Origin of the sequence: Demequina sp. (assembly GCF_016278765.1) — a bacterium.
GTDB lineage: Bacteria > Actinomycetota > Actinomycetes > Actinomycetales > Demequinaceae > Demequina.
In genome coordinates, this window is sequence record NZ_JADQBE010000024.1 from 1 (window position 1) to 11,725 (window position 11,725).

General features: G+C 67.7%; 12 protein-coding genes and 1 pseudogene. 10 read left to right on the forward strand and 3 right to left on the reverse strand.

Features of this window, described 5'->3' with window-relative positions; translation table 11 throughout:
• Nucleotides 1-782, reverse strand: a pseudogene (locus QZZ29_RS05110) (glucose-6-phosphate isomerase); the annotation flags it as partial.
• A complete protein-coding gene (gene tkt, locus QZZ29_RS05115) occupies nt 779-2,839 on the reverse strand; it encodes a transketolase (protein WP_291381897.1) in 2,061 nt (686 codons plus the stop codon). The pseudogene QZZ29_RS05110 and the gene tkt, both read right to left, overlap by 4 nt.
• 109 nt (nt 2,840-2,948) lie before the next feature.
• On the opposite strand from tkt, the gene QZZ29_RS05120 reads away from it, so the two are divergent.
• From QZZ29_RS05120 to der, 10 genes are read left to right on the forward strand one after another with little or no spacing between them, the layout of a single operon-like run.
• Nucleotides 2,949-3,911, forward strand: coding sequence for a heme o synthase (locus QZZ29_RS05120; protein ID WP_291381898.1), 963 nt, complete (start codon nt 2,949-2,951; stop codon nt 3,909-3,911).
• Nucleotides 3,899-4,852 (forward strand): site-specific tyrosine recombinase XerD, encoded by a 954-nt coding sequence (locus QZZ29_RS05125; protein WP_291381900.1) that lies wholly within the window; start codon nt 3,899-3,901, stop codon nt 4,850-4,852. Before QZZ29_RS05120 ends, QZZ29_RS05125 begins: the two co-directional genes overlap by 13 nt.
• A 10-nt stretch (nt 4,853-4,862) precedes the next feature.
• Nucleotides 4,863-5,678 (forward strand): AAA family ATPase, encoded by an 816-nt coding sequence (locus QZZ29_RS05130; protein WP_291381902.1) that lies wholly within the window; start codon nt 4,863-4,865, stop codon nt 5,676-5,678.
• A gap of 1 nt (nt 5,679) precedes the next feature.
• Nucleotides 5,680-6,495, forward strand: coding sequence for a ScpA family protein (locus QZZ29_RS05135; protein ID WP_291381904.1), 816 nt, complete (start codon nt 5,680-5,682; stop codon nt 6,493-6,495).
• A complete protein-coding gene (gene scpB / locus QZZ29_RS05140; protein ID WP_291381907.1) occupies nt 6,492-7,031 on the forward strand; it encodes an SMC-Scp complex subunit ScpB in 540 nt (179 codons plus the stop codon). The genes QZZ29_RS05135 and scpB overlap by 4 nt, the downstream gene beginning before the upstream one ends.
• Nucleotides 7,031-7,780 (forward strand): pseudouridine synthase, encoded by a 750-nt coding sequence (locus QZZ29_RS05145; RefSeq protein WP_291381909.1) that lies wholly within the window; start codon nt 7,031-7,033, stop codon nt 7,778-7,780. The genes scpB and QZZ29_RS05145 overlap by 1 nt, the downstream gene beginning before the upstream one ends.
• Nucleotides 7,781-7,828: 48 nt before the next feature.
• The gene (gene aroH, locus QZZ29_RS05150) at nt 7,829-8,191 is read left to right on the forward strand and encodes a chorismate mutase (RefSeq protein WP_291381911.1); all 363 of its coding nucleotides are present in this window, start codon (nt 7,829-7,831) and stop codon (nt 8,189-8,191) included.
• Nucleotides 8,191-9,243: a prephenate dehydrogenase gene (locus QZZ29_RS05155; protein ID WP_291381912.1), complete on the forward strand. Its 1,053-nt coding sequence runs from the start codon at nt 8,191-8,193 to the stop codon at nt 9,241-9,243. The genes aroH and QZZ29_RS05155 overlap by 1 nt, the downstream gene beginning before the upstream one ends.
• Nucleotides 9,240-9,899, forward strand: coding sequence for a (d)CMP kinase (gene cmk / locus QZZ29_RS05160; RefSeq protein ID WP_291381913.1), 660 nt, complete (start codon nt 9,240-9,242; stop codon nt 9,897-9,899). Before QZZ29_RS05155 ends, cmk begins: the two co-directional genes overlap by 4 nt.
• Entirely contained in the window at nt 9,896-11,404 is a 1,509-nt protein-coding gene (gene der / locus QZZ29_RS05165; protein WP_291381914.1) for a ribosome biogenesis GTPase Der, read from the forward strand. Before cmk ends, der begins: the two co-directional genes overlap by 4 nt.
• Here der and QZZ29_RS05170 read toward each other — a convergent pair.
• The coding region (locus QZZ29_RS05170) for a hypothetical protein (RefSeq protein WP_291381915.1) at nt 11,401-11,725 on the reverse strand (325 nt) is incomplete at its 5' end. The genes der and QZZ29_RS05170 overlap by 4 nt on opposite strands.

Genomic DNA, 11,725 nt, shown 5'->3' on the forward strand with positions numbered 1-11,725 from the left:
GAGCCCGCCATGGCGGCGCCCAGCACAATCGCGGGGTTGGCTGGGTGATCCTCGGCGAGGGAACCGGCCACGGCGTCGGCCTCGTCGAGGAGTTCCGCCACCGGAACGCCGGCCAGCGCCGACGGGACGAGTCCGAATCCGCCCAGGACCGAGAACCGACCGCCGACGTGAGGCTCCGCCAGGAACACCGCGCGGTAGCCAGCGAGTTTCGCGGCCCGATGAAGGGGCGAGTCGGGGTCCGTGACCACCACGATGTGCTTGCGCGGGTCCACGCCGGACTCCTCGAAGGCCGCCTCGAAGACCCGCCGTTGAGAGTCCGTCTCCACGGTGCCGCCCGACTTCGACGACACCACCAGCAACGTGGACTCGAGGTTGCCCGTGAGCGCAGCGCGCACCTGGTCCGGATCGGTCGAGTCCAGGGTCACCAAGGGGACGCCATAGGTGGCACAGATGACCTCGGGGCCAAGGGACGAACCGCCCATGCCTGCGAGCACCACTCGAGTGATTCCCTCGGCCCGGGTGTCCGCGTAGAGATTCTCAAGGTCCTCGATGAGCTTTCGCGAGGACTTGGGCAGAGTCACCCAACCCAGGCGGACGCTGGCGTCGCGCTCGGCGCCAGGGCCCCATACCGTGTGGTCGCCGTTCGCGATACGCGACGCGACCCTGTCGGCCACAAGGCTCTCTGTAAGCCGCGACGCGGCCTCCGCCGCGTCTCCGGCCACCGTCACCGCGAGGTGGGCCTCGTCGCCGAGGCCCACCCACGTGGCGAGGAACGTGCTCACGCAGAGGCCTCGAGGGACTCCTTGGCCTTGGTCACCACGTTCTCGGTGGTGATGCCGTACTTCTTGAGCAGCAGACCACCGTCCGCGGACTCCCCGAAGTGGTCGATGCCGACGATGCGTCCGGCGTCGCCGACGATCTCGCGCCAGCCCAGGGGCGAACCCGCCTCGATCGACACGCGCGCCTTGACCGACGGGGGCAGCACCGAGTCTCGATAGGCCGCATCCTGACGTTCGAATAGTTCGCGGCACGGCATCGAGACGACGCGCGCCGTGACCCCGTCCTTGGCGAGCGCCTCGCGTGCGGCGACGGCCACCTGCACCTCGGAACCGGTGGCGACAAGGAGCACGTCGGCGTCCTCGTCGGCTCCTGCGAGGACGTAGGCGCCCTTGGCGAAGCCGTCCGCCGACGTTCCTTCGAGAACGGGCACACCCTGACGCGTCAGGATCAGGCCGCACGGGCGATCCTTGGTCTCGAGGGCGTGCCGCCAAGCCCACGCCGTCTCATTGGCGTCGGCGGGGCGAACGATGTCGATGCCGGGAATCGCGCGCAGCGTGGCGACGTGTTCGATCGGCTGGTGGGTGGGGCCGTCCTCGCCCAGGCCCACGGAGTCGTGGGTCCAGACGAACGTGGTGGGGATCCCCATCAGCGCGGCGAGGCGCACCGAGCCGCGCATGTAGTCGGAGAACACCAGGAACGTGCCACCGTAGGCGCGTGTGAGCCCATGCAGCGTGATGCCGTTGAGGATGGTGCCCATGCCGAACTCGCGGATGCCGAAGTGCAGCGTGCGTCCGTACCAGGTGCCCTCCCACGACTTCACCGAGCGGTGCGGGGGCAGGAACGACAGTTCGCCCTTCATGGTCGTGTTGTTCGAGCCCGCGAGGTCGGCCGAGCCTCCCCACAGCTCGGGCAGCACGGGGGCGAGTGCCGTCAGCACGTCGCCGGAGGCGGCGCGCGTCGCGATCGACGTGCCCACCTCGAAGGTGGGTAGCGCGTCGGTCCAGTTGGCGGGAAACTCCTTGGCCACCAGTCGGTCAAGGAGTGCCGCGCGCTCGGGCTCCTCGGCCTGCCACTTGGAGAAACGCGCATTCCACTCGGAGTGGGCCGCCTGGCCCCGTTCGCGCACCTGGTGCATGTGCGACAGCACCTTGGGCTCCACGGCGAAGTCTTGCTCGGGATCGAAGCCCAGGACCGTCTTCAGGCCGGCGACCTCGTCGGCGCCAAGCGCGGACCCGTGCACGCCGCCGGTGTTCTGCTTCGAGGGCGAGGGCCAGCCGATGATGGTGCTGAGCGCGATGATCGACGGCTTGCCCGTCTCTGCCTTGGCATTGTCGAGGGCGTCCAGCAACGCGTCGGTGTCTTCCGTGTAACCGTCGGGCGTGACCCAGTCGACGCGCTGAGTGTGCCAGCCGTAGGCCTCGTAGCGCTTCAGGACGTCCTCGCCGAACGCGATGTCGGTCTCGTGCTCGATGGAGATCTTGTTGTCGTCCCAGATCACGATGAGGTTGCCCAGCTCTTGCACGCCGGCGAGGGAGGAGGCCTCGGAGGACACCCCCTCTTCAAGGTCGCCGTCGGAGGCGACCACGTAGATGTAGTGGTCGAAGACTGACTCGCCGGGGGCAGCGTCGGGATCGAGCAGGCCGCGCTCACGTCGGGAGGCCATCGCCATGCCCACTGCGGAGGCAAGTCCGGAACCGAGCGGCCCCGTCGTGATTTCCACTCCCGGCGTGTGGCCGTATTCGGGGTGGCCAGGGGTTTGTGAGCCCTCGGTGCGTAGTTGCTTGAGGTCATCCAAGCTCATGGGGTAGCCCGACGCAAAGAGTTGCAGGTAGAGCGTGAGCGACGAGTGGCCGCACGAGAGCACGAACCGGTCACGGCCCAACCAACTGGGGTCCGAGGGGTCATGCGTCATCACGTTCTGATAGAGCAGGTACGCGGCTGGGGCCAACGAGATTGCCGTGCCAGGGTGGCCGTTGCCCACCTTTTCCACGGCGTCGGCGGCAAGGACACGAAGGGTGTCGATCGCACGGTTGTCGAGGTCAGTCCATCCAGTTTTCACGGCTCTCCCTAATAGCTTCGGTGGGGCATTCCTAGCCTAGCGGCGGCGCGGGCCCGTTCGGAGCCCTACGAGGGCGCTTGTTCGTGCAGGGCCCACGTACAATCGAGTTATGCCGTCCCCTACGACGACGCCCACTGACGTCCCCGCACCCTCCGTGGGCCGAGTCATCGCCGCGACCAGGGTGATCAAGGCGTACGTCTCGCTCACCAAGCCCCGCATCATTGAACTTCTGCTCATCACGACGCTACCCACTATGGTGCTCGCGGCGGAAGGCTGGCCCGGCGCGTGGTTGATGACGGCAACGCTGATCGGCGGCACGCTGTCGGCCGGTTCGGCGAATGCGTTCAACAGCTATCTTGACCGCGACATCGATGCGGTGATGAAGCGCACGCAGGGAAGACCGCTTGTGACGGGGGCCGTATCCGCGCGCGCGGGGATCACGTTTGCCTGGATTCTTGCCGCGATCTCGACCGCGTGGTTCTGGTGGCTGGTCGGGTCGCCGCTTGCCACGGTGCTGTCGGTGGTCGCGATCCTCCTGTACACGGTGGGATACACGATGCTGCTGAAGCGTCGGACCTCGCAGAACATCGTGTGGGGAGGCGCGGCGGGTTGCATGCCGGTTCTGATCGGCTGGGCTGCCGTGCGCGAGTCCTTGTCATGGACCCCCGTGGTGCTGTTTCTCATCATCTTCCTGTGGACGCCGCCTCATTACTGGCCTCTCGCCCTCAAGTTCCGCAAGGACTACGAGCACGCCGAGGTGCCGATGCTTCCCGTGGTCGCCACGCCGGTCAAGGTCGCCAAGGAGATGATCGCGTACGCCACCGCGATGGTGGTGGTGTCGCTCGCTCTGGTTCCGCTGGCCTCCATGTCGTGGATCTACGCCGTGTTAGCGCTCGGCTTTGGCGTGTGGTTCGTGGGCGGTTGCGTCGCGTTGTACAAGCGCACCATGGACGGTTCCAAGTTGCGTTCCATGCGCCTGTTCCGTGACTCGATCATGTATCTCTCCGTCGTCTTCGGCGCCATCTTGGTCGACCCGTTTTGGCCAGAGTCGCTCGCGGTGTGGCAGGGCTAGGACTCGAGCGGGAGCTCGCCACCTATCTCGCTCACGTGACGGTCGAGCGAGGGCTGTCGCGCAACACCGTCGCCGCGTATCGCCGGGACCTGGGCCGCTATGTCGAGTACCTGGACGCCCACAGCGTGACCCGCTTGGCCGACGCGAGCCCCCACCATGTGTCGGCATTCGCCCAGGCCGTGTCGTCGGGGGACGACGGGCACACGGCACTCGCCCCCGCATCGGCCGCCCGCACCGTCGTTGCCGTCCGCGGTTGGCACCGTTTCGCGGTCGCCGAGGGTTGGACGCTTGACGATGCCGCGATCGACGTCAAGCCACGCACCACACCTGCACGGCTTCCCAAGGCCCTCGGCACCGACCAGGTGGAATCCCTGCTCGAAGCGGCTGGGGTGGGGCAGGGCGCGGGTCCGCTTCGAGACAAGGCGCTGCTGGAGGTTCTTTACGCGTCGGGCGCACGCGTGTCCGAGGCGATCGGGCTCGACGTCGACGACATCTCGCTGGAGCCGGGGGCGGAGGCCGTGCTGCTGAGGGGCAAGGGGCGCAAGGAGCGGATGGTGCCGATGGGGCACTATGCGGCCGATGCGGTCAACGCCTACGTGGTGAGGGCTCGACCCGCGCTTGCCGCCGCCGGAAAGGGAACTCCCGCGCTGTTCCTCAACACTCGCGGCGGGCGCCTGAGCAGGCAGAGCGGTTGGACCATCATCAAGGCCGCCGCGCAGCGCGCCGGAATCGAACACGTCTCGCCGCACACGCTGCGCCACTCGTTTGCCACCCACCTTCTGCGTGGAGGCGCCGACATCCGCGTAGTGCAGGAGTTGCTGGGCCACGCATCGGTGACGACCACGCAGGTCTACACGCTGGTGACGCGCGACGCGATGCGCGAGGTTTACCAGACCGCTCACCCGCGTGCCCGCGGTGTGGGGGCACCTCGCCCGGAGTAAGGTGAGCGACGTGACTGAGTTCCCCGTACCCCCTGCGCTCCGTGGCACAGGTCCGGCCAGAGTTGTGGCCCTGTGCAACCAAAAGGGTGGAGTAGGCAAGACCACTACGTCGGTCAACCTTGCCGCCGCCTTTGCCGAATACGGTCGCAAGGTGCTGCTGGTCGACTTCGACCCGCAAGGCGCCGCGTCTGCTGGCCTCGGCCTGAAGCCGCACGAACTCGACACCACGGTGTACGACCTGCTGATGGGGCCCAAGGTGGACACGGCGAGCGTGATCCTGCCCACCGGCATCGACCGCCTCGATGTGTTGCCCGCGAACATCGACCTGTCCGCCGCAGAGGTGCAGCTGGTGGGCGAAGTGGCACGCGAGAGTGCGTTGGCCCGGGCCCTGCGGTCCATCGAGGACGACTACGATCTGATCCTGATCGACTGCCAGCCCTCGCTCGGCCTGTTGACCGTCAATGCGTTGGTGGCCGCCCACGGCGTGGTGATTCCGCTCGCCTGCGAGTACTTCGCGTTGCGTGGCGTCGCGCTGCTGGTCGACACGGTGAGCAAAGTGCAGGACCGGCTGAACCCCAAGCTGACGATGGATGCGATCGTGCCGACGATGTACGACCCCCGCACCTTGCACGCCCAGGAAGTGGTGGCGCGGGTGCGTGACGCCTTTGGGGACCGCGTGACCGAGACGATGATCGGCCGGACGGTGAAGTTCCCCGACTCGTCGGTCGCGTCCGAATCCATTCTCACCTTTGCGCCCAAGCACGCCGGCGCTGAGGCCTACCGCCAGCTCGCCCGGGAATTGGTGACACGCGGGGTGGCAGCCTGACGTGACTGCAGCCGTTGAGGGGGCACCCAGCGCCTTCCAGGTGCACCTCCCCAATTTCGAAGGTCCCTTTGACCTGCTGTTGAGCCTGATCTCGAAGCACGAGATGGAGATCACGGACGTGGCGCTGGCGATCGTGACCGACGAGTTCCTCATGGCAGTGCGCGCCCGCGAGGGGGATTGGGACCTGTCGCAAGCCTCCGAGTTTCTGGTGGTCGCCGCCACGCTGCTTGACCTCAAGGCCGCTCGCCTGCTGCCTCAAGGCGAGGTGGACGATGCGGAGGATCTGGCGCTCCTGGAGGCCCGTGACCTGCTCTTTGCGCGCCTACTCCAGTATCGGGCGTTCAAGGAGGTCGCGGGCGCCGTCGAGAAGCTGATGGATGCGCCGCGCCGCATGCCTCGTGACGTGGCGCTGGAGCCGCACTTCGCGATGCTGCTGCCCGAACTGGTGTGGCGCGCGACGCCGGAGGATGTGGCCCGCCTCGCGGCTCACGCGCTCCAGCCCAAGCCGCAGGACCTGGGGGTGTCCCTCACGCATCTGCACAACCCGAAGGTGAGCGTGCGCGAACAGGCCGCCATCATTTCCAGTCGGCTTCAGCGTGCCGGGGCGATGACGTTCCGCTCGCTCGTCGCCGACGCCGACCACCCCGCCATGGTCGTCGCACGGTTTCTCGCGCTGCTGGAACTCTTCCGTGAGTCGGCGGTCGCATTTGAGCAGGTACGCTCGCTCGGCGAGCTCACCATTCGCTGGACCGGTTCCCACGAGGACATTCAGGTGAGCGGAGAGTTTGACGGCGTCGAGGAGGAAGCCACCCCATGACCGTTCAGGTGCGTCCCGCCCTCGAGGCGATTCTCATGGTGATTGACGAGCCCGCCACGCCTGTGGACCTCGCGACAGCCCTCGACGTGCCGGAGCCTCAGGTGCTCGATGCGTTGCACGCCCTGCGTGACGAATACGCCAACCCGGACAACCCCCGCGGCTTCGAGTTGCGTGAGGTGGGCGGCGGGTGGCGCGTCTACTCGTCCCCGCTGTTCGCCGACGCGGTGGGAGCCTTTGTGGTCGAGGGCCAATCGGCCAGGCTCTCGCAGGCGGCGCTCGAGACGCTCGCGGTGGTGGCATACCGCCAGCCGGCCACTCGTGGTCAGGTGTCGCAGATTCGCGGCGTTAATGTGGATTCGGTGATGAAGACGCTGCTCAACCGCGGCCTTGTGACCGAGGTGGGGGAAGTGGGGGGCGCCGTCCAGTACGGCACCACCACCGAGTTCCTTGAGCGCATCGGCCTGGGTTCGTTGGATGACCTGCCGGCGTTGGCCCCGTACCTGCCGGACCTCGACGACGTGGATGAGGCGAATTGATGGGCGACCTGGAGATCTACCGCCCCGAAGGCGTGCGCCTTCAGAAGGTGCTCGCTCAGGCCGGCGTGGGCTCCCGCCGCAAGTGCGAGGACCTCATTGAGGCGGGCAAGGTGACGGTGAACGGCGAGGTGGTGGACCAGCTGGGCGTCCGCATCAATCCCGACGAATGCGTCATCAAGGTGGACGGCAAGCGGGTGTCTGTGGACACTCACCTGATTACGGTGGTGCTGAACAAGCCCAAGGGCGTGGTGAGCACCATGAGCGATCCCGAGGGGCGCCCCTCACTTCAGCAATACGTCACGGAGTACGAGGAGCGGCTGTTCCATGTGGGCCGGCTGGACGCGGACACCACGGGCGTCCTGCTGCTCACGAACGACGGGGATCTGGCTAACAAGCTTGCACACCCCACGCACGGCGTGTCCAAGGTGTACGTCGCGAAGGTGCGGGGGCGTGTCAACAAGGGCATCGGCACCACGCTGCGTCAGGGGCTGGAGCTGGACGACGGGCCCGTGCGCGCCGCCGAGTGCCGCATCATCGACGCGACGGACGACCACTCGCTGGTCGAGGTGGTCATGCACGAGGGCCGCAACCGCATCGTGCGGCGCATGTTTGATGCCGTCGGGCATCCGGTCATCGATCTGGTGCGCACCAAATTCGGGCCCGTGGGGCTTGGCACTCTTCAGGCCGGCGAGCAGCGTCGACTCAGCAACACCGAAGTGGGTTTGCTCCAGCAAGAGGCGGGCCTGTAGCGCCCGGCCGTGCCACGCGTCGGCCCTACGGCCCGGTAGCATTGCCGCATGGCGGTACGGGCGATCAGGGGCGCAACAACGCTCGCACGCGATGAGCGTAAACACCTGCACGAGCGCACCCGCGAACTTGTCGAGGGGATGCTCCACGAGAACGGCATCACGACCCAGGCCGTGATCTCCGTGTTCTTCACCTGCACGCCGGACATCGTCAGCGATTTTCCCGCGGCGGCCGCCCGCACGCTGGGATTTGGCGCGGTGCCGCTGATGTGCGCCCAAGAGATGGCCGTGCCTGGCGCCCTGCCCATGGTGGTGCGCGTCATGATGCACGTCGAGATGGACCGACCGCGAGACATGGTGTCCCACGTGTACCTGCACGAGGCCGTGTCACTGCGCCGGGATCTCGCCCAGTAATGGCGACCACGCCCACCACCCACATCATCGGCGCAGGTCTCATCGGCGCGTCGATCGGCATCGGCCTCACCTCGGAAGGGTGGAGCGTCACCATTTCCGATGCGGATGCCGAGGCTCAGCTGTTGGCGAGGAGCATCGGCGCGGGCGGCGCCCCCGGACGGGAGCACCCCGACCTGGTGATTGTGGCGACACCTCCGGGCGTGACGGCGCACGTGGTGGTGGATGCGCTCAACGCGTGGCCACACGCGGTGGTGGTGGATGTCGCGAGCGTGAAGGCGCCCATCGCTGATGTTGCCGAACGGACGGGCCAGGCGCACCGCTACGTGGGGTCGCACCCGATGGCGGGCCGCGAGATCTCCGGCGGGATGGCCGCCCAGGGGGACCTGTTCCGGGCCCGGCCCTGGGTGCTGTGCGCGGGTCTGGCGAGCGCGGCCGCGGTGGCTCTGGTGACCCAAGTGGCCGACGCCTTGCAGTGCGACATCATCGAGATGGACGCGCGCGCACATGACCGCGCGGTGGCCCGGGTTTCGCACGCTCCCCAGGCCGCGGCGTCGGCGGTGGCGGCCGCGCTGGCGCCGCTCGGTGCGGACGACGTGGCGCTGTCTGGGCAGGGGTTGCGCGACGTCACGCGCATTGCGGCCTCGCGCCCCGAGATGTGGGCGGACATCGCGCGCCTCAATCGGCAGGCGCTGGTCGAGACGATCGACCACATCGTCGAGGAGCTGGACGCGGTGCGGACTTCCGACGACATCGGCGAGGCCATGACGCGATTGATCGACAAGGGGCGGCAGGAGGTGGCCCGCATCCCCGGCAAGCACGGCGGGGCCAAGCGCGAGTGGGAGGCCGTCACGGTGATCGTGCCGGACGAGCCGGGACGCCTGGTGCACCTCTTGTCGGACGTGGCCGCCGTGGGGGTCAACGTCGAGGACCTGTCCATCGAGCATTCGCCCCGCCAGCCGGTGGGTCTGACCACCTTGTGGGTGCTTCCCCAGCATGCGTCTGACTTGGTGACTGCACTCGAAGACGGCGGATGGACGGTGGCAGGGTCATGAGCATAGTGATCGCAATCGACGGTCCCGCGGGCACCGGAAAGTCAACGGTGGCGCGAGAGGTGGCGCGGCGGCTGGGACTGGAGTACCTGGACACCGGGGCGACCTACCGCGTGGGCGCGCTGTATTGCCTGCGCGAGGGAGTCGACCTCAAGAATGGGGACGACGTGACGGCCATGGTGGCCACCATGAATGTGGAAATGCGCCTCGACCCCAACAATCCGCACGTCATCCTTGACGGCGAGGACGTCACGAGCTTGCTGCACACCGACACCATCTCGCTGGTGGTGTCGTCGGTGGCCACCAACCTTGATGCGCGGGCCGTGCTCCGCGACGTGCAGCGCCGGCTCATCGACGCGTCGCGCCACCGTGCGGGCGTGGTGGCCGAGGGGCGCGACATTACGTCCGTGGTGGCGCCCGACGCCGAGGTGCGCGTGTTGCTCACCGCGTCCGAGGAAGTGCGGCTTGCGCGCCGGACCGGCGACGGCGCCGATCCGGCCACGGTGCGCGAGTCCGTGCTGGGGCGCGACCAAAAGGATTCCACCGTGGTGCAGTTCCACACGGCGGCCGATGGCGTGGTGGAGATCGATACGACTGACCTCACGCTCGACGAAGTGGTCGGGGCTGTGCTGGCGCTCGCCAAGGAGGCACGCGTATGAGCGACGACTACGACGACGATTCCCCGGCCGACGCCGAGTACCTGAAGAATTATGTCCCCCCGGCGCCGTCGGACCCTGCGGAGAGCCTCGACCAGGTGCGCGAGGCGGCGCTGCGCGCGGGCCTCGAGGCCTATGAGCTCGACGAGCGCGACCTGGCCACGCTGGAGGGCGAACCGGCAGAGCAGCGGGAGGCGTTGCCGATCCTCGCGATTGTGGGCCGCCCCAACGTCGGCAAGTCCACCCTGATCAACCGGATCATCGGCCGCCGCCTGGCCGTGGTGGAGGACACTCCCGGCGTGACGCGTGATCGGGTGACGTACCAGGCCGAGTGGGCTGGCCGCGACTTCATGCTCATGGACACGGGCGGCTGGGAGGCCGGGGTGCACGGCATCGACCTGTCCGTCGCCCAGTCCGCCGAGGCTGCCATGGACCTTGCCGACGCGATGCTGTTTGTGGTGGACGCGACGGTGGGGCCGACCGCGACCGACGAGAAGGTTGTGAAGCTGCTCCGCAAGACCAAGAAGCCGGTGGTGCTGGTGGCCAACAAGGTGGACGGCCCCCAGGGCGAACTGGAGGCGGCGGCGCTGTGGAATCTGGGGCTCGGCGAGCCGTACCCCGTGTCCGCGTTGCACGGCAGGGGAGTGGGAGACCTGCTCGACGTGGCGGTGGCCGCGTTGCCCACCGAGGCGCGGATGGTGGACGACGAGGGTTCGCCCCGGCGCGTTGCGCTGGTGGGTCGACCGAACGTGGGCAAGTCCTCGCTGCTGAACAAGCTGGCGGACTCGGAGCGTGCGGTGGTCAACGAGCTGGCGGGCACCACTCGCGATCCGGTGGATGAACTGATCGAGGTGGACGGTGAGCTGTTCACGTTCATCGACACGGCGGGCATCCGTCGGCGCGTGCATTTGAGTAAGGGCGCTGACTACTATGCGTCGCTGCGTACGTCTGCGGCGATCCAGCGGGCCGAACTCGCGCTGGTCTTGCTGGACGGGTCGGTCCCGCTGACCGAGCAGGACCTGCGCATTCTGTCCGAGGTGGTGGATGCCGGCCGCGCCATCGTGATGGTGATCAACAAGTGGGACCTGGTGGGGGAGGAGGAGCGCTTCATGTTCGAGCGCTCCTTCGAGAAGGACCTCACCCACCTGACGTGGGCCGCGCGCGTGAACCTCTCCGCGCTGACCGGGTGGCACACCAACCGCCTCAAGCGGTCCATGGACGAGGCGCTCACCAATTGGGACCGACGCATTTCCACGGGCAAGCTCAACACGTTCCTTGGCGAGTTGGTGGCGGCGCACCCGCACCCGGTGCGCGGCGGCAAGCAGCCCAAGATTCTGTTCGCCACTCAGGCGACGACGCGTCCGCCCACCTTTGTGCTCTTCACGTCCGGCTTCCTCGACCCGCAGTACCGCCGGTACATCGAGCGCCGGCTGCGCGAGACCTTTGACTTCCGGGGCACGCCCATTCACATCTCGGTGCGTGTGCGTGAGAAGCGCGGCAAGCGCTAGGTGTTGGGGCTCATGAGATTGCTGACGTGCGGTTCGTAGGTAGCTTCGTCTAGGTCAGGGTCGAGCGGGGCAGGGTCGAGCGGAGCAGAGTTATCCGAAGCAGAGTCATCCCAGGGATAGTCGGGCGGCAGAGCGCCGTCCCAGGCAGAGAAGTCCCAGGCAGAGTCGTCCCACGTTGTGTCGTAGGGCGGGTCGGGTTCGCCGGGTTCGCCGGGGTCAGTGGGGTCACTGCTGCCGCCCTCGTCTCCTAGGTCGCCGATATCGATTGCTGCGAGTCCTCCGGGTATGGGGCGCCGCTTCGGGTCGATCGTGGGTGGTGGG

What these genes read in the sequence shown, in the direction of transcription:
- scpB (WP_291381907.1), top strand. Translation starts at nt 6,492, where the DNA reads ATGACCGTTCAGGTGCGTCCCGCCCTCGAGGCGATTCTCATGGTGATT.
- QZZ29_RS05155 (WP_291381912.1), top strand. Translation starts at nt 8,191, where the DNA reads ATGGCGACCACGCCCACCACCCACATCATCGGCGCAGGTCTCATCGGC.
- der (WP_291381914.1), top strand. Translation starts at nt 9,896, where the DNA reads ATGAGCGACGACTACGACGACGATTCCCCGGCCGACGCCGAGTACCTG.
- QZZ29_RS05145 (WP_291381909.1), top strand. Translation starts at nt 7,031, where the DNA reads ATGGGCGACCTGGAGATCTACCGCCCCGAAGGCGTGCGCCTTCAGAAG.
- QZZ29_RS05120 (WP_291381898.1), top strand. Translation starts at nt 2,949, where the DNA reads ATGCCGTCCCCTACGACGACGCCCACTGACGTCCCCGCACCCTCCGTG.
- aroH (WP_291381911.1), top strand. Translation starts at nt 7,829, where the DNA reads ATGGCGGTACGGGCGATCAGGGGCGCAACAACGCTCGCACGCGATGAG.
- cmk (WP_291381913.1), top strand. Translation starts at nt 9,240, where the DNA reads ATGAGCATAGTGATCGCAATCGACGGTCCCGCGGGCACCGGAAAGTCA.